The organism is Bacillus sp. UNC41MFS5 (genome assembly GCF_000686805.1).
Map to the genome: position 1 here is coordinate 1 of NZ_JMLP01000016.1, position 23,922 is coordinate 23,922.

General features: G+C 39.4%; 22 protein-coding genes. 18 read left to right on the forward strand and 4 right to left on the reverse strand.

Annotation, left to right across the window (positions count from 1 at the left end; all coding sequences use genetic code 11):
• The 10 genes from BR30_RS32890 to BR30_RS0108960 all read left to right on the forward strand — a co-directional run.
• Positions 1 to 229, forward strand: a 229-nt coding sequence (locus BR30_RS32890; RefSeq protein ID WP_026565194.1) for a group II intron maturase-specific domain-containing protein, incomplete at its 5' end; no start/stop codon positions are given.
• Between the two features lie 170 nt (positions 230 to 399).
• The gene (ltrA, locus tag BR30_RS32895) at positions 400 to 1,572 is read left to right on the forward strand and encodes a group II intron reverse transcriptase/maturase (protein ID WP_231507656.1); all 1,173 of its coding nucleotides are present in this window, start codon (positions 400 to 402) and stop codon (positions 1,570 to 1,572) included.
• A 1,090-nt stretch (positions 1,573 to 2,662) separates the two neighbouring features.
• Complete coding sequence (locus tag BR30_RS0108925; RefSeq protein WP_026564730.1) at positions 2,663 to 3,988, forward strand: aromatic ring-hydroxylating dioxygenase subunit alpha; 1,326 nt, start codon at positions 2,663 to 2,665, stop codon at positions 3,986 to 3,988.
• A gap of 75 nt (positions 3,989 to 4,063) precedes the next feature.
• Entirely contained in the window at positions 4,064 to 4,624 is a 561-nt protein-coding gene (locus tag BR30_RS0108930; protein ID WP_026564731.1) for an aromatic-ring-hydroxylating dioxygenase subunit beta, read from the forward strand.
• Between the two features lie 30 nt (positions 4,625 to 4,654).
• Positions 4,655 to 4,990 carry a non-heme iron oxygenase ferredoxin subunit gene (locus BR30_RS0108935; protein ID WP_026564732.1) on the forward strand — a complete coding sequence of 112 codons (336 nt, stop codon included), beginning with the start codon at positions 4,655 to 4,657 and terminating at the stop codon, positions 4,988 to 4,990.
• Between the two features lie 54 nt (positions 4,991 to 5,044).
• Positions 5,045 to 5,911, forward strand: a complete 867-nt coding sequence (gene hcaB, locus BR30_RS0108940; RefSeq protein WP_026564733.1) for a 3-(cis-5,6-dihydroxycyclohexa-1,3-dien-1-yl)propanoate dehydrogenase — start codon at positions 5,045 to 5,047, stop codon at positions 5,909 to 5,911.
• A gap of 248 nt (positions 5,912 to 6,159) precedes the next feature.
• Complete coding sequence (locus BR30_RS0108945; protein WP_155928501.1) at positions 6,160 to 7,533, forward strand: PucR family transcriptional regulator; 1,374 nt, start codon at positions 6,160 to 6,162, stop codon at positions 7,531 to 7,533.
• Between the two features lie 101 nt (positions 7,534 to 7,634).
• Positions 7,635 to 8,570 (forward strand): DODA-type extradiol aromatic ring-opening family dioxygenase, encoded by a 936-nt coding sequence (locus tag BR30_RS0108950; protein WP_026564735.1) that lies wholly within the window; start codon positions 7,635 to 7,637, stop codon positions 8,568 to 8,570.
• A 30-nt stretch (positions 8,571 to 8,600) separates the two neighbouring features.
• A complete protein-coding gene (locus tag BR30_RS0108955; protein ID WP_026564736.1) occupies positions 8,601 to 9,455 on the forward strand; it encodes an alpha/beta fold hydrolase in 855 nt (284 codons plus the stop codon).
• 99 nt (positions 9,456 to 9,554) lie between these two features.
• Positions 9,555 to 10,340: a 2-keto-4-pentenoate hydratase gene (locus BR30_RS0108960; RefSeq protein ID WP_026564737.1), complete on the forward strand. Its 786-nt coding sequence runs from the start codon at positions 9,555 to 9,557 to the stop codon at positions 10,338 to 10,340.
• A gap of 182 nt (positions 10,341 to 10,522) precedes the next feature.
• Here BR30_RS0108960 and BR30_RS0108965 read toward each other — a convergent pair whose 3' ends face one another.
• Complete coding sequence (locus tag BR30_RS0108965; RefSeq protein ID WP_026564738.1) at positions 10,523 to 11,605, reverse strand: branched-chain amino acid aminotransferase; 1,083 nt, start codon at positions 11,603 to 11,605, stop codon at positions 10,523 to 10,525.
• A gap of 299 nt (positions 11,606 to 11,904) precedes the next feature.
• On the opposite strand from BR30_RS0108965, the gene BR30_RS0108970 reads away from it, so the two are divergent.
• Positions 11,905 to 12,339 carry an SRPBCC family protein gene (locus BR30_RS0108970; protein WP_026564739.1) on the forward strand — a complete coding sequence of 145 codons (435 nt, stop codon included), beginning with the start codon at positions 11,905 to 11,907 and terminating at the stop codon, positions 12,337 to 12,339.
• Positions 12,340 to 12,384: 45 nt separating this feature from the next.
• Here BR30_RS0108970 and BR30_RS36565 read toward each other — a convergent pair whose 3' ends face one another.
• Together BR30_RS36565 and BR30_RS0108980 are read right to left on the reverse strand one after the other, a co-directional pair.
• Positions 12,385 to 12,552 carry a hypothetical protein gene (locus tag BR30_RS36565; RefSeq protein ID WP_155928503.1) on the reverse strand — a complete coding sequence of 56 codons (168 nt, stop codon included), beginning with the start codon at positions 12,550 to 12,552 and terminating at the stop codon, positions 12,385 to 12,387.
• 76 nt (positions 12,553 to 12,628) lie between these two features.
• Positions 12,629 to 13,411 carry a GNAT family N-acetyltransferase gene (locus tag BR30_RS0108980; RefSeq protein WP_026564740.1) on the reverse strand — a complete coding sequence of 261 codons (783 nt, stop codon included), beginning with the start codon at positions 13,409 to 13,411 and terminating at the stop codon, positions 12,629 to 12,631.
• Between the two features lie 184 nt (positions 13,412 to 13,595).
• Here BR30_RS0108980 and BR30_RS0108985 point away from each other — a divergent pair, with 184 nt between their 5' ends.
• A complete protein-coding gene (locus BR30_RS0108985; protein WP_026564741.1) occupies positions 13,596 to 14,558 on the forward strand; it encodes an alpha/beta hydrolase in 963 nt (320 codons plus the stop codon).
• A gap of 298 nt (positions 14,559 to 14,856) precedes the next feature.
• A complete protein-coding gene (locus BR30_RS0108990) occupies positions 14,857 to 15,729 on the forward strand; it encodes an alpha/beta hydrolase (RefSeq protein ID WP_026564742.1) in 873 nt (290 codons plus the stop codon).
• Positions 15,730 to 15,802: 73 nt separating this feature from the next.
• Here the strand turns inward: BR30_RS0108990 and BR30_RS0108995 are convergent, their stop codons facing one another.
• Positions 15,803 to 17,512: a PucR family transcriptional regulator gene (locus BR30_RS0108995; protein WP_026564743.1), complete on the reverse strand. Its 1,710-nt coding sequence runs from the start codon at positions 17,510 to 17,512 to the stop codon at positions 15,803 to 15,805.
• A 269-nt stretch (positions 17,513 to 17,781) separates the two neighbouring features.
• On the opposite strand from BR30_RS0108995, the gene BR30_RS0109000 reads away from it, so the two are divergent.
• From BR30_RS0109000 to arcC, 5 genes are all read left to right on the forward strand, one after another.
• Positions 17,782 to 18,675, forward strand: a complete 894-nt coding sequence (locus BR30_RS0109000; RefSeq protein WP_035445274.1) for an oxamate carbamoyltransferase subunit AllH family protein — start codon at positions 17,782 to 17,784, stop codon at positions 18,673 to 18,675.
• A complete protein-coding gene (fdrA, locus tag BR30_RS0109005) occupies positions 18,672 to 20,216 on the forward strand; it encodes an acyl-CoA synthetase FdrA (protein ID WP_026564745.1) in 1,545 nt (514 codons plus the stop codon). The genes BR30_RS0109000 and fdrA overlap by 4 nt, the downstream gene beginning before the upstream one ends.
• Before the next feature lie 3 nt (positions 20,217 to 20,219).
• Positions 20,220 to 21,647: a YlbE family protein gene (locus tag BR30_RS0109010; protein ID WP_026564746.1), complete on the forward strand. Its 1,428-nt coding sequence runs from the start codon at positions 20,220 to 20,222 to the stop codon at positions 21,645 to 21,647.
• A 99-nt stretch (positions 21,648 to 21,746) separates the two neighbouring features.
• Entirely contained in the window at positions 21,747 to 22,937 is a 1,191-nt protein-coding gene (locus BR30_RS32900) for an ankyrin repeat domain-containing protein (protein WP_231507658.1), read from the forward strand.
• Positions 22,937 to 23,887, forward strand: coding sequence for a carbamate kinase (gene arcC / locus BR30_RS0109020; protein WP_026564747.1), 951 nt, complete (start codon positions 22,937 to 22,939; stop codon positions 23,885 to 23,887). Before BR30_RS32900 ends, arcC begins: the two co-directional genes overlap by 1 nt.
• Positions 23,888 to 23,922 lie beyond the last annotated feature (35 nt).

Sequence of the window (23,922 nt, forward strand, 5' to 3'; positions counted from 1 at the left end):
TCCTGTTATCAGAGGATGGGGTAACTACTATCGTAAAGCTCACGTTAAAAAACTCTTCAATAAACTCCAACGCTGGATTGTAAGAAGAATATGGAGCCATCGATTTAAAAGATGGCGAAACATGGGTTGGAAGAAACTTCACGAATCCAAACTCTATTCGGATTACAAACTTGTAAACCTTATTTCATTAATTCCAGATTTAGAATCTAAAGTTGCATCTAAAGGATGACATAAAGGAAAGCGGATTACGGGAAAACTGTACGATCCGTTTGATTGAGCGGACGGAGGAAGGCTTTTGCCGACCTCCTTCGACTCTACACCAATGATGACAAGGACAACATAACTTTGTCTAGGAAAGGAACCCTACTTCGTTCATATGTTGGAAGGGGGTAAGAGTCAGTGAATGCCAAGAAAATGGCTAACTACACCAATAATGCAAAAGCTCAAGAACTCTGGAAGACGTTATATCTTTGTGCCAAGGAAAACACTGGTCGCAAGTTTCATGCTTTATATGATAAAATCTATCGTCCTGACATCCTATGGGAAGCATGGCAACGTGTGAAACGAAAGAAAGGTAGTGGAGGTGTAGATGGACAATCGATTGAAAGTATCGTCGAGGAGTATGGGGAGAAGAAATTCTTGAACGAACTCTACCTAGAGTTAAAGGAAAATAGATATCATCCACATCCGGTCCTAAGAACCTACATACCAAAAGACGACGGAAGGAAACGTCCATTAGGAATTCCAACTATAAAAGACCGAGTAGTACAAATGGCAACCAAAATGATTATTGAACCTATCTTTGAGGCAGACTTTCAGGATTGCTCATTTGGCTTTCGCCCTAAGCGTAATGCTCATCAAGCCATGGCGAAGATTCGTAAGGCAAGTAAGAAATGTTTTTGGGTAGTAGACGTCGATATCCAAGGGTATTTTGATAACATCAACCAAGATAAGCTGATGAAACTAGTGGAGCAACGTATAAGCGACCGAAGAGTTTTAAAATTACTTCGTAAATGGTTGAAAGCTGGCATTATGGAAGAGGGGAAAATAAGCAATCCAATTACAGGAACACCGCAAGGTGGTGTGATATCTCCACTATTAGCAAACATTTATTTAAATCCAATGGACAAGCTCTGGGAGAAAAAGTTTAAACACCTAGGTGAAATAGTGAGGTATGCGGATGACTTCGTCATCATGTGCAATACCAAACAGAAGGCGCTTGAAAGTATTCGCGTGATTCAAGCTATTATGGAAAAACTTGACCTTTCAATAAATAGGGAGAAATCAAGATTGGTTCGCTTATGGGACAATGTAGAAGGATTCGACTTTCTAGGTTTTCACAATCGTAAATTTCCACTCCGTTTAAAGGGTGGTAAAACAATTCATGTCATGTCGCATATACCGAAAAAGAACGCTATGAAGAAAATGCGTGCAAAGATTAAGGCGTATACAGAGCCAAGAGGAAAACTGTATATGGATCTTTATGATTTGGTGATGGGATTAAATAAGAGACTACAAGGTTTCAAAAAAAAATTACTATCAAATATCATCACAAGCAAAGAAATGGCTTAACCGGATTGATTGGTATGTGATAGAGCGCCTTACTTTATTTTATAACAAGAAAAGAAATAGGCATTCGAAACACGGAAATTCAACTGACGTGAGAAGAATGATTAGTCATATATTGGTGAAGTTAGCAAGTTAGTTTCTGTAATGCCAAAGGAAGAAGAACGTCGGAAAGCCGTATGAGGGAAAACCTCACGTACGGATTGATGAGGAGGAACTGAAAGTAGGTGAGATAGCCGAAGGCTATCCCATTGAAATCAGTTTCTTACTCTACTTCACTAAAGATGCAGTTTAAGAACCATATTTGTTAAACTTAAGGAAAAGGAAGAAAAGCTGAGGTATGAAAAATGTATGAATTTAAAGATGAGTCTAGGAGAAAAGAAAAAAAATTCAAGACATACATTTTTTTATTTTGTTAAGGTTTTAGGATTATAGTAAAAAAAATGGTTCTTCAACTATTACACTACCGGGTAGCTTTAGTTGAAGAAGCAGAAGATAAAGAAAAGGCTCAGTTTACTAGAATTGAGCCTTTTCTTTATTTACTACAAAATGCAGACTAACTATTAGAGTTTTCCATTCATTTTCAGCAAGTTTTCGGTATTACCATTTGCATATTTTTAACAAAAAGAAAAAGCCTTGATAAATCAAGGTTTTTTTGACGTCCCGAAGTTGATTAAAATGCGTATTTATCAAGCCTTTTAGTAAATTAAAATATGGTTTTACTGAGTTTTTCGGCACCGAAATGGTCGATCTCTCGTAAAACACCATTCTACCAAAGAGTTGGAGCATTTTTTTCAAAGAAAGTTACTTTCGAAATTCAGGATTATGTCTTTCGTCTAATATTTTTTATTTTGTTTTGTGTCTTGGTTTGTATTTAACGCTTAAATTGCGCGGCTTTGAAAGTACTTTGGTTACATATGTTTAAATTTCGAGTGTAGTAAAATAGGAATTTTTGTAATCTTATTTATACTAAATGTTCAGAAAATCCACAAATAAAAAGCACTTTTTGTTGTATTTTTTAATTGTAAAAAAATTTAAACTTTATACAAGAAAGCGATTTCAATTCTCGATTAAATAGAAAGGAAGGTTTTAATCTATGAGCCTTAATTTAGGAAAATGGACACCCGAAGCAATTCGTGCACTTATAGATGAGGAAAATGGAGTTTTAGATCCACGTATTTATACGGATCAGGAACTTTATGAGTTGGAATTGGAGAGGGTTTTTGGTCGTTCATGGCTGCTTCTTGGCCATGAGAGCCACGTTCCCAAACCGGGAGATTACTTGACCACCTATATGGGAGAAGATCCTGTTGTGATGGTACGGCAGAGAAATGGGAGCATTAAGGTGTTCCATAACCAATGCCGTCATCGTGGGATGAAAATTTGCCGGGCGGATTGCGGGAATGCAAAAGCGTTCACGTGCACTTACCATGGCTGGGCGTATAACACAGCAGGCGATCTTGTCAATGTACCGTTTGAAGAAGAAGCATTCTCCGGATTTAAGAAAGAAGATTGGGGACCGATGCAGGCTAGGGTGGAGATATACAAGGGGTTAGTATTTGCCAACTGGGATCCGGAAGCGCCGGATTTGTTGACTTATTTGAGTGATGCAACCCCTTACATGGACACCATGTTGGATCGTTCCGAGGCAGGGACAGAAGCCATCGGGGTCATGCAAAAGTGGGTGATTGAGTGTAACTGGAAGTTTGCTGCAGAGCAATTTGCCAGTGACATGTACCATGCCCTGTCATCTCATTTGGCTGCTGTAGTTGCAGGGTTGCCACCCGAGCAAGATTTGTCCAATTATGAGCCGCATATGAAAGGACATCAGTTCCGATCCGAATGGGGCGGTCATGGCTGCGGCTTTTATATTGATACAGCAAGAGGTTCGGTACGTGTAGGACCAATAGTCGACAAATATTATAGCGAAGGCCCGGCTTATGAAAAGGCAAAAGAACGTTTGGCTCCTCTTTTGCCATACGACAGAATGGCAACAAGCCACATGACAATCTTCCCAAACTGCTCATTTTTGCCGTATGGGATGAACACTGTGCGGACTTGGCATCCAAAGGGACCGAATCAGATTGAGGTGTGGGCCTTCGTCGTCGTTGATAAGGATGCGCCGCAGGAAATCAAGGATGAACTGTCTCGTCAAAATGTCCGTACGTTCAGTGCCAGTGGAGTGTTCGAGCAGGATGACGGGGAAAACTGGGTTGAAATTCAGAGCGCTCTTCGTGGGTACAAGTCCAGAACTGCACCGCTGGCTATGCAAATGGGGCTGAATGTTCAGGGGAAAAACAATCCGGAATTTCCGGGAAAAACCTCCTATGTATTTTCTGAAGAAGCAGCTAGAGGGTTCTATTCCCACTGGGCCCGCATGATGTCGGAACCAAGTTGGGATACATTGAAGCCCCAATCTTAAGTTAGGGTCGTTGCCTACACATATGAGGGATCGGATGTCATACGATTTAGGATAAAACAAGGGGTGGTAAAGGGTATGGATATAAAGGAGTTAATTAAACCGTTTAAATGGGAGGAAAGTAGCTCAAGTCTGGAGCTGCAACATGAAATTGAGCAGTTTTACTACAAGGAAGCGCAGCTGTTAGACCACTCGGAGTTTGAAGCGTGGTTCGAGCTGTTGGACAAGGATATTCATTATTGGATGCCGATTCGCATGAACCGAGTAGGTAGAGAAATATCGCAGGAGTATACGCCTCAAGGAAAAGGAGCGCACTACGACGATACCTTTGAAACGATGCGAGGACGTATTCGAGCGAGAGTATCCGGAGTGAACTGGGCGGAGAATCCGGTGTCACGTACACGGCACATGATTTCCAACGTTATGATTCGGGAATTGGAGGATCCGAACACGTATGAGGTGGCATCGTCATTTATCGTGTATCGCAACCGTTCGGAGCGTCAGTCTGATATTTTTCCGGGAGAGCGTCGGGATATACTGCGGCGTTCAGAGGGAGGATTGGGTTTTAAAATTGCCCGCCGAACCATTTTGATTGATCAAAGTACGCTATTGTCAAATAACTTGTCTGTCTTTTTTTAATCATTACTACAGGCTGAAAGGAAGTGCAGTATGAAGTTTACAAAGGTTTGCACGTTGTCAGATCTACCAGATGATGAGGGGTTAAAGGTAGTGGAAGGAGACACGGCAGTAGCGGTGTTTAATGTCAATGGCGAAGTATTTGCAACACAAGACCGCTGTTCTCACGCCAAATGGTCGCTGTCTGAAGGTGGTTATCTAGAGGGAGGTGTCATCGTGTGCTCATTGCATATGGGAAAGTTTTGCGCCCGCACAGGAGAGGTAAAGATGGCCCCCCCATGGAAACCTTTGAAAAAGTATCCGGTACAGGTTGATGGAGACGATGTATATGTGGCATTTGAAGACGGATACTTTGAAAAAAAAGAGTAACCAACCTAAGACCATGCTGCATGTGACTATTTATACGAGTGGGGAGCTATAATTATGAGATTGACCAATGAAGTGGTCTTCATTACAGGCGGTGCATCCGGCGTCGGCCGTGCCATTGTAGAACGATTTGTGGCTGAAGGTGCCAAAGTTGCAGTGTTTGACAAGTCAGCAGATCGTCTGAATCAGCTTGAACAAGAGTATGGTGAAAATGTCATTGGAATGGTTGGAGACGTACGCCGGTTCAGTGACCTCAAGTCAGCGGTTAGCCGGTGTACTGAACATTTTGGAAAAATTGACACGTTAATTGCAAATGTCGGTATTTGGGATTACAACATGTCGCTGGTGGATCTTCCGGAAGACAAGATTGATCAAGCATTTGATGAATTGTTCCATATCAATGTCAAGGGTTACTTGCTTGCGGCCAAGGCGTGTCTGCCGCAATTGGCGGAAACCCGGGGGAATATGATCTTTACTGTCTCTAATGCAGGCTTTTACCCAAACGGAGGCGGACCGCTTTACACATCCACCAAGCACGCCGTTGTTGGTTTGGTTCGCCAGTTAGCATTTGAATTAGCTCCTTATATCCGAGTGAACGGCATTGCCATTGGCGGTGCACTGACTGATTTGAGGGGACCTGCCTCTCTGGAAATGGACAATAGGTCTATATCGAGCATGTATCAAGAATGGTACAAAGACGATGACTTGGAACCTGGTAAGGAGAATGTAGAGTCAGCCTCTCCGATCGGACGTATATTGCACGGAGAAGATTATACTGGGTCTTACGTATTTTTTGCCTCGCGAAATGACAATATTCCGGCTACAGGAGCGGTATTGAATTTCGATGGAGGCTGGGGTATTCGGGGACTTCGCAGAAAAACGGGAAGTCAGGGATTGCTGGAGAAATTAAGGATTAGAGATTGAAAAAGTACTATTAATTCCATTTCACCAATCAGAGCAGTTTAGGTAAGGATGAGATAGCACGGCAATTGGAAAGATGGGATATTTGGTTTTTTCTGTGAAGGATGTGCCCGCATGAAATCGACAAGCACACTCAGGAGAAGTAGAATAATCTTAAAATGCTAATTTTTCAGGGGAGCTAATAAGCTTGTAACTTTCTTAAGTGGGTGAATATATTGCAAAATAAGGTCCAATATCCTAAAGCATTGGAAATGTTTATTCAAATGTCGTCGCATTTTGGAAACTATAACTTCACAGAGAAGGAGTTCGAATCGGGACTGCCACAAATGCTTCTGAACTGCCTTGATACGGTTTTAACTGAAAAAAATAACTTGCAGGCTGCCATGGATTTCAATAACCAAGCCATAGGGCAGTTTCTAAATGGCATTGGGGAAACACGATTGGCTGACGTATGCTATCAGCTTACAAACATCCCCATCATTCTTGAGGATCTAGGCTTTAACTATCTTTACTCAATAGGCCTAGATTCGGAACTGGCTCGACAATATAGCAGTAACTTAAAGAAAATCGCTAAAAATAATCTCGATGGAGATAATCATATCAAACTGACTGAGCTTATTGAGAGGCAACAAATTGTCGAACTGGTTCAATCTGATGAACATAAGAGATTAATTGCTCCGATGATATCCAGAGGCAAGATTGTTGGGTATTGCTCCTTTATAAACACCTCTTTTTCTGCAGTTGATTGGTTGAAAATGAAGCAATTGTGTCTCATCGGATCTGTGAGTAATTATAACAACGAAACAATCCTTGATACAGAACTGAAGTTAAACATCAAAGGCGGATTGTTAGAAGATATGATCCAAAATCGTTTAAACCCTGTAGTATTATTCAAAAGGGCCAGACAAATTGGAGTGGATTTGGGCAAAGAGTATCAATTTTTAGTTTTGAAGGTGGATCCAAATTTTTATCAAAATGAAAAGGATCCAATCGGCGGCATGAATTTGATTGAAGTTTTTTCAAGATATTTTATAGAGCGTAATCTGAATATCTTAATTTCGGAAGACTCTCAAACCATAGCTGCGTTGCTGCCTGTTGACTTGTTTGCGAAATATTTTATAAATGTCGATGAATTTGTCAGAAAATTACTTTGTTTTCTGAAAGTAAAATACCCTAATATACCTTTTAAAATCGGGATGAGTTCAAGATCAGAGTCTCTTGAAGATATACCGATTCTGTACAATGAAGCTCTCATTCTATTGAACATGAACTATCAGCAAAAAGAAATTATGTACTTTGATGATTTAGGAGCGGTGGGGATTTTATTTCGCGCAGGAAAAATGGAAGATATCAGGCATTTCTGCAACAAAATGCTTTCGAAATTACTTGAATACGATCGAGGGAAAGAATCAGAGTTAACCAAAACTATATATTATTACATTAAAAGTGGCCAAAATATCTGTAAAGCAGCAAGAATAATGAATTTGTCGATTGGTGGATTACGATATCGGGTGCAAAAAATATGTGAAATATTAGATGCTGATATCAATGATTTACAAACCAGTAGTCAGCTTTTCTTGGCACTGCAAGCGGGTATCATTTTGGGCGATCTGAAAATTGAGTGAATAAATTCACCATTTGGTTTTGAATTTTTGATAAATGGATTAGAACGGGGTAATCCTCGCCCGAATCGTAAAAATATATTCAGATTAGAGGGGTGGAAGACATGGCTGAAATCGTTGCAGGAATAGCAATGTCACATAGTCCAATGATTATGACCAATCAAGCTGGCGGCGGAGAAAAAGGGCAGCGTTTTCTAAATACAGTTGCCGACATGAAAAAATGGCTGGAGGATATTGGAACAGATGTGATTATCTTAATTTCAGATGATCATTTCAATAGTTATTTTTATGATCATATGCCATCCTTCACGATTGGGATTGATCGATGTGAAGGATGGGGCGACTGGCAAATTCCTGAATATCAAATTCCTGTCGAGCAAGAATTAGCGAAGCATGTTCTTGATACAGGTTTGGCGAACAATGTGGATTTTGCTTTTTCAATGAGAATGAAAGTGGATCATGGCCACACTCAAGCCGTCCACTTTTTAAACCCTGATTTAAAGATACCGGTTGTGCCGATTGCTGTGAATACAGCAGCACCACCGCTGCCTACAATGGACCGCTGTTTCCAAGTCGGAGAAGTCGTCCGCAAAGCAATTGAATCATGGGAAAGCGAAAAAAAGGTAACGATTGTCGCTTCAGGAGGGATCTCTCACTGGGTTCCAATTCCAAAGATTGATAGTGAAAAGCATGAAGATCAAGAGTTAATTAAGGTCCTAACAAATGGCCGTCAAGAAATTGAGCGGCTTGACGAATATTTGAACACACGTAAAACACGTGTGACAAGTTTGAAATCCGGACCGGTCAATGAAGAGTGGGATCGTGAATTTTTACGATTTATTACAGAAAAAGACTATCAAGCACTAAGACAATGGGACCCTGATTTTATCGAGGAAAATGGAGGCAATGGCGGTCAGGAAATTCATAACTGGCTTATGCTGCTAGGAATTCTTCAAGGGTTTGAACCAGAGGTGGCTTATTATGAGCCAATCCCAGAATGGGTGACGGGAATGGGCGTTGTCAAGTTCCATAAAGGATAAGACTTTCAAAAAACGGAGGAGGAGAACGAAATGACAATTTGGACAGATTTAGCAGATTTAGAGTTTAAGAATTATTATGTGGATGCAAATGGAATCAAAACGAGAGTACTAGAAGCAGGAACTGGGGAACCGCTTATTTTGCTTCATGGTACTGGCGGTCATATTGAGGCTTACGCCCGGAACATTAGAGGGTTGAGTGAGCATTTCCGTGTAATCTGCATTGATATGCTCGGGCATGGTTACACAGAAAAACCGGATCGGCCTTACGGAATCGATTCTTATAGTGATCATCTATTATGGGTCATCCAGGCTTTAGACCTGAAAGAAGTCTATCTATCTGGTGAATCACTAGGCGGTTGGGTTGCAGCATGGTTCGCTGCCCATCACCCAGGGATTGCTAAAGCATTAGTTTTAAATACTCCAGGAAATGTTAACAACAAGGCTGAAGTTATGAAAAAGCTGAAGGAATCCACCGTTAAAGCCGTTCTGGAAGCAAGTTATGAAAATGTAAAAACTAGACTTGAATGGTTAATGTACGATAAGAGTCAAGTCACCGATGAGCTTATTGAAGCTCGTTACAAAATTTATACACAGCCATCGTACCAAGAAGCTGTTCAGCACATTGTTGCCCTTCAAGAGATTGAATATCGGAAAAATTATAGCTGGGATCCATCCTGGTGTGGAAAGATTGATGTTCCAACCTTATTAGCATGGACCGATCATGACCCAACCTCTACAGTCGAAGAAGCAAAACCCATTCAAGAGATGATTCCTGGCAGTGAATTAACCGTCATTAACGATGCTGGACATTGGCCGCAATGGGAAAAGGCAGAAGAATTTAACAAGGTCATTATTGACTTTTTTTGTAAAATTCCCGTGAAATAAGTTTTGATATTTTCACCCAGCTTTGATAGTGCGAGTGTAGAAACCTGTACTATCAAAGTTCTTTTTATTATTTAAAAGAAAGAGGTTTTTTCTTTGAGCATGCAAGAAACAGATATAATAAAAGATGCATACGAGCATTTGCTCCATGCAGAGAAAATGAAAAAATCCGTCACGCCGTTAACCGACCTGTACCCAAGCCTGACTGTTCATGAAGCGTATCAAGTCCAATTAAAAGCGATTGATCAGAAAGTCAAGGCTGGACAGAAAATCGTTGGGAAAAAGATTGGGTTAACTTCCTTTGCCATGCAAGAGCTATTAGGAGTCGACCAGCCGGATTACGGTCACTTATTGGAGAGCATGAGTGTTCCAAATAAGGGCAGTATCGCTGTCGATTCGCTTTTCGAACCAAAGGTTGAAGGTGAGATCGGCTTTGTTCTCAATAAGGATCTTAAAGGTCCAAATGTGACAGCGGAAGACGTTTTAGCTGCAACTGAGTCCATCATTCCTTCATTAGAGATTGTGGACAGTCGAATTGTGAATTGGAAGATCAAGCTCCAAGACACTATTGCCGATAATGCTTCCTGCGGGCTTTATGTATTAGGCGACGAAAAATTCGCTGTCAATGGTTTAGAACTGACTAAGATCAAAATGAATCTTTATAAAAATGGCGAGCTTATGAACAAAGGGACAGGGGCAGATGTATTAGGTCATCCGGCCACGTGTGTAGCCTGGTTAGCGAACAAATTATCTGAATATAATGTCCTTTTAAAAGCTGGAGAAGTGATTTTATCAGGTGCTTTATCCGCAGCAGTAGTTGCACAAAAAGGGGATGTGTTTACTGCTGAGTTCAGTGATTTAGGAAAAGTGGAAATTTCTTTTCGGTGAGTATATTAATACGGTGTGTGTAGCCTAGGTTCATTAAGAGCCAGGGCTATTTTTTATAAACAAAAAGCACCGCAAATACGGTGCTTTTTGTTTTGCATTTTTACTTTAAATAATTAGCTGTAAATTCACGTTTTGCGATAGGAAACGGAAACCGTTAGCGATTTGCCCGGCCCGGTTTCTTTTTACACCTCTACCTGTTCAATCTTCACTGTCCAGTTAAACGGATCTTCTTTTTTCCCAAGTTGGATGCCGGTCACTTCATCATAAATGCGCTGCGAAAGTTCGCCGATTTGACGGTCATTTATTGTAATCGCTTGGTCATTCCAAGTTAATTCGCCAACAGGGGAAATAACAGCAGCTGTTCCTGCCCCAAACACTTCCTCAAGCTCACCGCGCGCATGTGCTGCAAATACCTCTTCAATTGAAATTTTCTCTTCTCGTACAGGGATATTCCAATATTTTAGTAATTCAATCACGGAATCACGTGTTACCCCTGGTAAAATACTTCCGTTTAATCGTGGTGTGACCACTTCGCCATTAATTTTGAAGAAGATATTCATGCTGCCAACTTCTTCTACATACTTATTCTCTTTAGCATCAAGCCAGAGAATTTGGGCAAATCCATTTTCATCTGCCTTTTCCTGCGCTTTCAGACTTGCTGCGTAGTTTCCAGCAGTCTTTACATGACCTACTCCGCCAATAACAGCGCGAACATAGTGTTCTTCTACATAAATTCTAACAGGGCTTAACTGGTCTCCATAATAAGCTCCAGATGGTGAGAGGATAACAAGCAATTTATATTGTTTCGCAGGGCGGACGCCGAGATATGGCTCCGTTGAGAAAATAAACGGACGAATGTAGAGCGATGTCCCTTCACCTTCAGGAACCCAATCTTTTTCCGTTAAAATTAATTGTTTAATCGCTTTTAATAGAAATTCCTCATCTATTTGGGGAATACATAGTCTTTCGCATGATTCATTCAAACGGCTCATGTTTTTTTCTGGACGGAAAAGCTGAATTGCACCATCAGCTGTCTTATAGGCCTTCATTCCCTCAAAGATTGCTTGTCCATAGTGAAATACCATCGCAGACGGTTCAAGCGTTAATGGTTCGTAAGGAGTAATTCTCGGATCAAACCAACCCACTTCATGTTGATAATCCATGACAAACATATAATCACTAAAATACTTCCCAAAACCAAGTGAAGTAAAGTCAGGCTTTTCCTTTAACACTTCTCTTTGAATAAATCCAATTTCTTGTTTCATGGTTAACACCTCTTGTCGATTCTCTACTTTATCTTGTTGATTAGTAGGCTTTTGCACTATAGAAATTCTAAATTGAAGTAACTTTATTAACTAACTATACCACTTAAGCAGCATCTACTCCATTCTCTAGATTAAAAAAATCGAATAATTCCAAAAATAAAGAACCGATTTCTGTATGCTTTTAGGATATTAACATAATTAACTAAGAAGATGAAGAAACTAGAAATTAATACCCAGAATGGATACACTTTTGAAAAATTAAAGCGTATCCCAATCAATTTAGATAGTGGAGGGTAATAATGGTAGATGTTTTTACAGAGATAATAATTAATCGCCCTGTTGATGTGGTATCTCACTATGCAGGTAATCCTGACAAGGCCCCAGAATGGTATGTCAATATCCAATCGGCCGAATGGCAAACGGAAAAACCATTGCAGTTGGGCACAAGAGTGGCTTTTAAAGCACATTTTCTTGGAAGGGAACTTGCCTATATCTATGAAATAACTGAATATATACCTGAAAAAAAGCTAGTTATGAAAACCGCCCAGGGGCCGTTTCCGATGGAGACCATCTATACTTGGGAATCGATAGAGGGAAATCGTACACGGATGATGTTAAGGAATATAGGGAATCCAACTGGTTTTTCAAAAGTATTTGCTCCGTTTATGGCTCCAATGATGAAACGAGCAAACATGAAAGATTTAAAAAATATTAAAGAAATTCTTGAGTCTTAACCGTACTGATGAAAAAAAACGCCACAAATGGGCGTCTAAAAGAAATCATGATTGTTCATTGTTTTCAGCGGCATTAGTAAAAGCATTGGGGTCGACCGTGTTTGCTCCATAATCAGGAACATTACTCGCATGCTCCTCGTGATACTGAGACCCCGCGCCTTGTTGATTAGGATTGGTTTTCCCTTTTTGTTGGTTATTTTGTTGATTTGGCATATACTCACCCCCTAAACCTAAAGAGTAGTATACGTAATATGGATGGAATTATTCTTACTCCCCATTTATTTACAAATCAGCGATGCATGGTCCACATTCCAATATCTTTAAAGCCCAGCCGCTTATAAATTCGGCCGGCTTCAGGATTATCATAAAATAGGCAAAGTGTTTTGCCTTCATTTATAACATCCTGAACTACCTTTTTCATAATAGAAGTGGCGAGACCTTTTCGGCGGTAATCTGTTCTGGTGCAGACACCGACAATCATTGCCGACATTGAATTTTCTGCTGCGGTTGAAACACAAGCGGTCATAACACCATTGTCTTCTGTAAAATAGGTTCTTGATGTATTTGCCTCAATCGACTGTACCAATACGTCCCGAGCATCACTTCTGACATTAAATTCTACAATTGATTTGCGGAGTTCTAAAATTTGATCAACATCCTCGATGCTAGCCTTTTTATATCCGACATTATCAGGAGACAGTAATTCATCCGTACGACATTCGGCAAAATAAGTCACTTGCTTTTTACCAAGCTGGAGCTCATCATATGCTTCAAACTTCTCTACGATATCTGATTTTCCGGATAAGAGAATAGGCTGGCTATAGCTCTTCATAATCGATACAAAACCGTTCGTATCGAATTCTCCTTTTGCATAAGGTATAAAAGATTGATGGAACCTAAGAAGTACGGCTGTAATCGTGTTCTGTTCATCAAACTCGGCCCAGAGTTCTTGGGACTCCGAAGAATAACCGAATGCCTCAATATCCCCGATGATAAATAGATTTATAGATGGTTCCTCACTTAAAAAAGCAAAAACCTGGTGATGATCTTGATCCGTAAGCTTTCTAATCACGTCCATTCCTCCTTAAAAAAATCCTATGAATCTTCTATTCATCTACAATACAGCAAAATATAACAGATTTGTATTTATTTTTGCAATAATCTAAAAGCAAAAAAAGGCATATCTTCTGTATTGTAAACGTATACATTGATGTTGAAATACTAAAATAAGATTTTACTAGTAAAGGGGAATATGGATGAAAAATAGAATTGATCCTGAATTAAGAGAGACGCTTGAATTATTTCCACCGCTTGATTTGGACAACCTGAAGGAATTTAGACAGTTTATGGCTGAGGCGGCACTTGCTATCGAAATACCAGTAGACGAGCATGTTGATATATATGACCGGATGATTCCTGGTCCAGAGTCTAACCTTAAGGTTAGGGTGAGAATTTATGAACCAAAGGAAAAACACGAGAGATTACCAGGTCTCTTGTGGATTCACGGAGGTGGATATGTCCTCGGAACGCCAGAGGATAATGATGTCTTATGCCAGCAATTTGTCATTGATGCGAATTGTGTGGTGGTTTCCGTTGATTATCGTTTAGCTCCTGAGAATCCATATCCGGCAGGTTTGGAAGATTGCTATGCAGCCCTAAAATGGGTGTCTGAAAATGCAGATGAATTAGGCATTGATTCGTCCCGTATTGGAGCAGCGGGGGCTAGTGCAGGTGGAGGTTTAACTGCAGCCCTCGCACTATTGGCCCGCGATCGAAAAGGTCCAGAGTTATGTTTCCAAATGCCGCTGTATCCGATGATTGATGATCACAATAATACACCATCAAGTTTAGAAATAACCGGAAATATGATTTGGAATCATGACCTCAATGAAAAAGGCTGGTCCATGTACCTCAATGGGGAAAATCGCACAGAAAATGTTTCGGAGTATGCAGCCCCAGCGCGAGCAACCGATCTGACGGGACTTCCGTATACGTATACTTGCGTAGGGCAATTAGATCCATTCCGTGATGAGACACTTACCTATGTAACCAAGCTTAGCCAGGCTGGCGTTGATGTGGAATTCCACCTTTATCCTGGATGTTACCATGGATTTGAAGGACTTACTCCTAACGCGGCTATCAGTCAACGGGCCGTTGCCGAGTATGTTAGTGCAGTAAAGCATGTATTGCACCGTAAGATAACTGTGAAAAATGGGTAAAACTTAGTTTCACTAAAAGTAAACAAAAAAGGCGGACAGTACCACTGTCTGCTTTTTTCTCTTCCATTTTCTTACTTTGTAGGAAACTCTAATAACCTTATTGTTTACCCAGACCAAAAATATAGGGTATTTATTAGGCATGTTGTACAATTTATAATACGTAAAATATGTCGTAAATTTAGAGTAGGGATTATCCCAATTTAAGATAATGGCTTACCGTTTGGATTTTATTAGACTAGAAAATAATCTACAATTTAGCAATTCGATTTTACTTACAAGAAGGACGTGTAGTGTTCAAATGAAGAAAACAGTTATATATAAGAGTAATGATTGTTTTTCGATAAAGGCTGATTTTTATGGAAATAGCAATGATCATGCACCAGTTATAGTTTATATTCATGGTGGTGGGCTTGTTTGGGGGACAAGAGAAGAAATAAGTGATGAGATGATAAAATTCTATAATGATAATGGATTTGCTTTGTTTTCTATCGACTATAGGCTAGCTCCTGAGACAAAATTGCCGGACATTCTGGATGATGTTCAAGATGCATTACAGTGGCTAAAATCAGAAGGACCAAATGAATTTTCCATTGATCCGAAAAGAATTGCTGTTGTTGGTAGCTCTGCAGGTGGTTTTTTGGCGCTTTGTACGGGTTCATTTACACATAAACCACGTGCAATTGTCTCTTTTTATGGCTATGGAGATATCATTGGTAAATGGGCAACAAATCCCAGCAGTTTCTATTTACAAAAGGACAATGTCACTAAAAATATTGCTAGAAGGCTTATCTCCGACCAAGTGATTACAGAGGCATCGATAGAACAGAGGTTTCTCTATTATGTGTATGCTCGACAACAAGGGATATGGATTCAAGAGATTACGGGGATAAATCCAAAAATACATAAGGATGCACTCTTAAAGTTTTGTCCAAAGCAAAATATTACTAGGGATTATCCACCAACCCTACTGTTACACGGGACAAAGGATGATGATGTTCCATATGAACAATCGGTATTTATGAGAGGAGCACTGATAAAAGAAAGGGTTGAAACCAGGTTAATCACAATTCCAAATGGAGAGCATGTATTCGATAAGGATTTTGATAATCCGGTTGTTCAAGGTGCATTTAAACAAGTGATTGAATTCCTACAATACCATTTATCGGAATAAGGTCATATCGACTTCTTATCCCCCAAAAAAATAGACGGGTCCCGTGGTTCATTGAGAACGGGACCCAGCTGATTTAAGAATTGATAGGAAGTTTTTTATTTAAGAGTCTAAATATTTTTAAAGCTAATTGTATTTGCAGTAATTCCTCTGAGTTTTTTAAATCGGTATTTAAGATTTCCTTAATTTTCTCGATTCTGTAAATGAGCGTATTTCGGTGTAAAAACATCGCCTTTGCTGTTTCACTAATATTAAGGTTATTAATAAAATAGTTCTCGAGCGTAATGATATAACTCGTCCCATGTAAATGATCATGCTCATAGATTTTCCCAAGGCTTTTCTTAAAAAACTCTTCTAATTCTGAATCTTTGATATTACTGTCCAAAAAGTGATAGATGGAATGATCCTCATAATGAGATACTCCCCCTCGTATATTAAATTTCTCCATAAGCCGAATAGATTCATTGGCTTCAGAAAAGCTCTTATGAAGGGAATGAATGGTTTCGTACTGACGGCCAATTCCAACTAAGAAGGTTGTGTTATTTATTTCCGTTTCAAGAACATTATAAATTTTATTCCCGTATTGTTTTATCTCATTTACCGATAGAGAAGGTTTATTGTCATTTTGTCCAATCATTATAATGATACGATTGTTTCTATGAAAGCATGTGACCTCAGCGTTTGAATAGTTCGAAAGATTATAGACTATGTCCACACATTTTCTGGATTTGTTCTCCAACCGAACCCTCCTTGCAACCATATCATCATAACTGTCATTTTCCTCTGATTCTAAATTAATGACTATACAGTAGTAACGATAACTCGGATTTAATCCATGCATTTCACTAAAGGTGTGAATAGTTTCGACGGATGTTATTTTTCCAGTCAGCAAATCATCAAAGAAATCCTGTTTGATTTTTAATTTTACCTCCTCGATCTCCTTTGCTTTTATACGTTCCAGTGCCATTATAGTTGACGCCTGCTCTAAAATTATAAAGTCAAACTCCGTTAATTCTTGAACAGTCTGCCATACAACAATATATCCATAAATATTATTTGAAACTGCGATAGGAAGGATGCGGCATTTTATTTCCATACTTTCTAAGTAATAAGTGCGTTGAATACTTTTTTTCATTTCACTTATCTCTTTAGGAACAGATTGAATAAACTCTTTATTGAAAATAGGTCGATTTTTAACAAGATTGAAGCAGTATGAAAGAGGTACCTTATTATTTAGATGTTCTGTGTAGTGAAGCAACTTCCAATCCGGGTCAACGAAAATAATTGGATTATTAATAGAGCCCGATAACATGGAAGAAATCCTTTCAATCCCTCCGCCCTCCAGTGTAATTCGAAAAAATAAGTTATGCATGTCTAGGGTTTTTCTATTTAATAAATCATAACGGCCAGATGCTTTCTCATTAATAATAGAAATAACCTTTGATAAGGTATATTCAAAAGGCAACTCAATCAATGGAAAACCCAATTCGTTTGCATAATCGATCATTTTCTGTGGGAGCTTTTCGAAGTATCGTTTCATTTTAACAATGAGACCAGCGCAATTAATAGCTGAAAGCTCGTTAAGTATTCTAATTTGTAAATCCTCATTATCTTTAAAAATATAACCCGTAGATAATAGGAGTTCATTAGGTGAAAGCCAGTCAAATGCCTCGGGATTTTCAATGATATTTACAATTGAAATTTCATTATCAATTCCTTTTTCCCCAGCAACTATCTTTATTCCATCAATCGCTTGTATTTCAAATAAATCCTTAACGGTCAGCAAGGTTATCACTCCTTTGTCGAAAAATCGACATATATAATTGTATAACATGCACAAACGATATCTAATTTTTTTGGTTTGCTTAAACGATGAGGTTTTTATGCATTCTATCTAAAATAAACATGTAAGGTCATAGCCTGTCAAACTAAAATAGCAGTTAAACAAATATTTCCCTTTTAGGGAAATGGAAAGTTGGGGCTTATTTTTATACTGTACTTTACAAATATATCCTTTGAAAGGGGCTGCATGTACAGACGTTCCAGATCAATGATGTGCCACAATCGAGGAATGCGAAATCTGGTGAACTTGGGTTTATCGAAAGAATTAATAATTCGGATTTAACTGGGTTTGTTCATAGCACATTTAAAAGGATTATTAATATCCATTGTCATGAAAATGGAGAATTATTTACGATTGCCAGCACCCAAATTGATAATGGACCTAATACGCTTGTGATTCATTCTCCCAGCATGGAAGAATTCAATATCGATGTCAATGATGCAGTGTATGTAAAAAATAATGTATTGCACATTTCAAATAAGCTTGCCATATCTACGAATCAAGCTGATAAATGGTTTAGTATTTTACCAGAGTACCCTGCGAACACGGAAAACATCAATCGAAATTTAAAAAGAATGATGGCATACATCGATATCCATGGGAAGGCTGGAGGAATGAAAGAGAAAGTAGTTGGCCAAAGTCCTTTTGAAGCTGAAATGTCTAAATTGCTCGAAGAACGAACCAAGTTATTATTAGAGGGATTATTAAATAATCGGATGACCAGTGCCTTGCATCATGCTGTTTCGTTAATAGGTCTTGGTCCAGGATTAACTCCCTCAGGGGATGACTACCTAGTTGGATTATTTACGATTATTAATTTGAGGAATAGCCCTCTCTATCTACATCAATCATTTTGTGAAGAAGTGTTGCAGAATGCAAAAAACTTAACGAATGAAATAAGCTATATGGCGTTAAAAAAGGCATCAATTGGTCAAGTGAGAGAGTCTGTTATTCACTTAATCCATTCCATACTTTATGGAGAAGAAGAAGACTTGTATCTCACTTTAAATAAAGTACTAAATATCGGCTCTTCATCAGGAACAGATTTAGCCTTAGGGCTTGTCTGCGGGTTGAAAGCCAATCTTAAAGCAGGAGGTCAATCATGACAGTAAAAGCAATTGTAAAAGCAAACACCTATTTTGATTCTGTATCTTTGATGTCACTGTCAACAAAAGCGAACCAAATAGAAGGCGTTGAACAGGCTATTATCGCAATGGGTACAGAAATGAATAAAGAAGTAATGAAAAATGTGGGATTAATGACATCAGAAGTGGAAGAGGCAAAATCAAGTGATTTAATCATTGTGGTTAATGCTGCAAATGATGAAAAGTGTGAAAGCGCATTCATAGGTATTGAAGAATTAATGACAAAAAAGGAAACCTCCACTGAGAAAGGTGAAGTCAAATATTCAACGATCACATCAGCATCTCAAGGTATTCCTGAAGCTAATCTAGCAGTAATTGCTGTAAATGGAGCATATGCCACGAGAGAAGCTAGAAAAGCTCTTGAAAACAATCTCCATGTCATGCTATTTAGCGACAATGTATGCATAGAAGATGAAATTGAGTTAAAGAAGTTGGCCCATGAAAAAGGTTTATTAATGATGGGACCAGATTGCGGAACAGCAATAATTGGCAATGTTGCCTTGTGCTTTGCCAATGTTGTAAGAAAAGGGAACATTGGTATCGTTGGGGCATCAGGAACAGGAAGCCAAGAAGTAAGTGTACGTATTCATGAATTCGGCGGTGGAATCACACAGATGATTGGTACTGGCGGCAGAGATTTAAAAGAGGAAATTGGCGGAATCATGATGCTTGATGGTATCAAAGCACTTGAGGAGGATGACGCCACGAAAGTCATTCTTCTTGTATCAAAGCCACCTGCACCAAGTGTTGAAGAGAAAGTATTAGCACAAATAAAACAATGCAAGAAACCAGTTGTTGTTTGGTTTGTTGGTGGAGATGAAGAGAAGGTCAAACAAGCGGGCGGACATTTTGCGAAAATGTCTAAAGAGGCTGCGCTTAAAGCGGTATTATTGGCTGGTGCTGATGAAAGCAAAATTAATAAAAGGGCACTAAACATACCACTTATTGAAGAGGTTCGTACCAAATTAACACCAGAACAAAAATATATTCGCGGGCTATTCAGCGGCGGTACCCTTTGCGATGAGGCCATGCATGCTGCAATAGAGAAGTTCGATAATGTCTATAGTAATATCCAAAGAGATCCTAACTATCGCTTGAAAGATAAAAATATTAGTCAAGAACACACATTTATTGATTTTGGTGATGATGAGTTCACACAAGGTAAACCACATCCAATGATTGATCCGTCCACAAGAATTTCAAGGTTTATCCAAGAGGCGAAAGATCCATCCGTTGGTGTCATCGTCATGGACTTTGTTTTAGGATATGGGGCGCACGAAGATCCAGTTGGAGCAATGCTTCCTGCAATCATTGAGGCAAAGCAAAATGCGGAACAAGAAGGAAGGCATCTTGAAATTATCGGATACGTTCTTGGAACAGATTTGGATCCTCAAAACCTTGAAGAACAGGTAGAAAAGCTGTTAGCTTCAGGTGTGACACATGCCAGCAGCAGCCAGAATGCAGGCCTTTTGGCAAGAGAATTTGTTGTGAAGGGAGAATAAGCCATGAGTAAAATAAATGAGCTTTTTAATCAAAAACTTAATGTTATTAACGTGGGAATCGAGTCATTTAAGGATGATCTAGTAAAACAAAATACAGAAGTGACTCATCTAGAGTGGACCCCGCCAGGCAGAGGCAACCCTGAACTTATTGCAGCCCTTGATATGCTTGAGGATCCATCTATTCTTGAAAAAATTGAAGCAGCAAATAGGGTAGCTGTTGAAAGAATTATTAACTCACAGCCAGTATTAGTTGGTTTTGAAAAAGCAATTGATTGTGTGCCAGGTATGACGAAATCAACGATTCTTCACGCTGGACCTCCAATAACTTGGGATAAAATGAATGGTCCGATGAGGGGGGCTGTGACTGGGGCAATTGTATTTGAAGGACTTGCAAAGGATTTAGAAGAAGCGGCAGAACTGGCTGCATCTGGTGATATTACCTTCTCTCCATGTCATGAGCACAACTGTGTTGGCTCAATGGCTGGTGTAACATCTGCTTCGATGTATATGCACATTGTAGAGAATAAAACCTATGGAAATATTGCTTACACAAACTTGAGTGAGCAGCTATCAAAAATCCTTCGAATGGGTGCTAATGATCAAAGTGTTATTGACCGTTTAGTTTGGATGCGCGATGTTTTCGGTCCAATCCTAAGTGCAGCCATGAAGTTAAATTCGAATGGAATTGATTTGCGTTTAATGCTTGCTCAAGCCCTTCATATGGGTGACGAGTGTCATAACCGCAACGTTGCAGGAACAACGCTTTTAATCCAGGCGTTAACACCTTATATTATTCAAACAGATTTTACACTTGAACAAAAACGAGAAGTTTTTGAGTTTGTTGCAAGCAGTGATTATTTCTCTGGTCCAACTTGGATGGCCCTTGCGAAATGTGCTCTTGACGCAGCACATGGCATTGAAAATAGTACGATTGTAACAACAATGGCGCGTAATGGTACTGAGTTCGGTATCCGTGTAAGTGGAATTCCGGGGAATACATGGTTTACAGGTCCGGCGCAAAAAGTAATTGGGCCAATGTTTGCCGGCTACAAGCCTGAAGATTCTGGATTGGATATTGGGGATAGCGCAATTACTGAAACTTATGGAATCGGTGGATTTGCGATGGCGACAGCCCCTGCTATTGTTGCTCTTGTAGGCGGAACAATCGAGGACGCAATTGGCTACTCTAAAAAAATGAAAGAAATTACAACAGCAGAAAATCCAAACGTAACGATTCCATTGTTGAATTTCATGGGTATTCCGACTGGAATCGATGTTCGAAAGGTTGTTCAGACGGGAATCATGCCAATCATTAATACGGCAATAGCCCATAAGGAAGCGGGAATTGGAATGATTGGAGCAGGAATCACTAATCCTCCAGTTGGAGCGTTTGAAAAGGCACTACGTGCTCTAAGCGAAAACATTAAGTAATAGATTCTGGTCCTAATTCTGTTAGGACCAGAACCGATTTTAATCATATTTAAATTGATAGACTTCATGTTGGGAACACAACAAAAGGAGAGAATCACTTTGGAAAATCATTCATTACACAGCAAACTGATTGAAGCAAGTGAGCAGGGCAATCTAACAACTGCAAAACAGCTTTTAGATGTTGGTGCAGACGCACACTATAAAGATGCTGTAGGTCGAACAGCGTTAATGGCAGCAACACAAAAAAATCAAATTGATGTAGTTAAATTATTACTTGAGGCTGGCAGTGACGTAAATACACGAGATATAACACAGCTAACTCCATTTATTTGTTCCGGTGCAAACGGATTTCATGAAATTTTAAGCTTAATGCTCCAGTATGGTGCGGATTTAAATAGTGTGAACCGTTTTGGAGGCACTGCATTGCTTCCATCTAGTGAGAAAGGCTATTTGAAAACCGTTCAAGTTTGCTTGGATGCTGGGGTTCCGGTAAATCATGTGAACAATTTAGGCTGGTCCGCTCTGCTTGAGTCCGTGATTCTGGGTAATGGCGGTCGGTTATATTCCGATATCATTCAAGAACTAGTAAACGCCGGTGCAGATGTGTTTCTCCCTGATAGAGACGGGAAATCAGCATTAAAGCATGCAAAAGAAATGGGCCACGATAAGATTTCAGCCATCTTGAACAAGGAATTTGAAGAAAATAATGAATCTATTAAAAAGGCTAAACAACTTGCAAGAAGCGGTCATTATGAGGAAGCTATCTTGGAAATTGAAAAGGACCTTGAACATGATGGTCAAAACCTTGATTTGATTTACTACAAAGGCTATTTCTTACAAGAATTAAAGAGATATGAGGAAGCACTTGAGGAATACAACAAAGCATTAGCCCTTGATCCAATGGATTTAGACTTCTATTTCTATACGGCCAATTGTTTAAGAGCAATGAGGAATCCGGAGGAAGCACTTTCGGAATATGATAAAGCTTGTGCATTAAACACTACAGAAACTTTTTATCGTTATCATAAATCCAATTACCTGAGAGAACTAGGCAGGCATGAAGTTGCTGTTGTTGAAATGGACAAATTACTTGCACTAATGCCAAACCGCTATGATTTTTCTTTCCATAAGGCAAACAGCCTTAGGACTCTAGGTAAACATCAGGAAGCAATTGAAGCAATTGAGAATGCGATTGCAAATGATTCGACTAACCCGTTATATCATTTGCATAAGGAACAATCTCTTGAATTGCTAGTGAGACAAACAAACGAAAGCAAGGGGAAAAATTGATGGGAAAATTAGTAATAGTTGCAATTGGAGGAAACTCATTAGTCCGAGAAAATGGTCTTGACTCTGTCAATGACCAATATGAAGCAGTATGCGAAACCGCAGTTAATATTGCAGATATGGTAGCAGAAGGTTTCAATGTTGTAGTCACACACGGCAATGGACCACAGGTAGGGTTTGGCCTAAGAAGATCGGAAATTGCCAACGAAGTAGCCGGTATGCCGGTGATACCGCTGGTCAATTGTGGAGCAGATACGCAAGGCGGGATTGGCTATCAAATTCAACAGGCTTTAATCAATGAATTTGCCAAGAGGAGTATTAACAAAAAGGTCGCTACGGTTATCACACAGGTAGAAGTGAGTATTGATGACCCCAATTTTAAAAATCCGACAAAACCTGTAGGGGCATTTTTTACACTAGAGCAGGCTGAAGAAATGAAAAAAGAACATCCAGACTGGTGTTTCATAGAAGATTCAGGCCGCGGCTATCGTAGAGTGGTCCCTTCACCAAAACCAATTAACATTGTTGAAAAAGATGCGATTAGAACATTAATCAATGCTGGGTTTGTGGTCATCGCTGTTGGAGGCGGCGGGATTCCTGTAGTAAGGAACAATAACAATGCGTTTGAGGGAATCGACGCAGTCATTGATAAGGATTTTGCAACGAGTCTACTCGCAGAACAGGTTCAAGCGGAAACATTGATCATTACCACGGGTGTTTCGAGAGTTTGTATTAACTTTGGCAAGCCAAATCAAAAGGCACTTGAAAAGATTACGGTTGAAGAAACCAAACAATATGTACTTGAAAACCACTTTCCTCCAGGAAGCATGCTTCCTAAAATTGAGGCTAGCCTAAGATTTTTAGAAAAAAATGGTTCGAGGGTCATTATCACAAACCCAGAAAGCTTAAAAGAAGCAATCAATGAAGGCGCAGGAACTCATATTGTAAGGTAATGGACAAATTTTATAGCTAAGCAAGGAGATGTAAA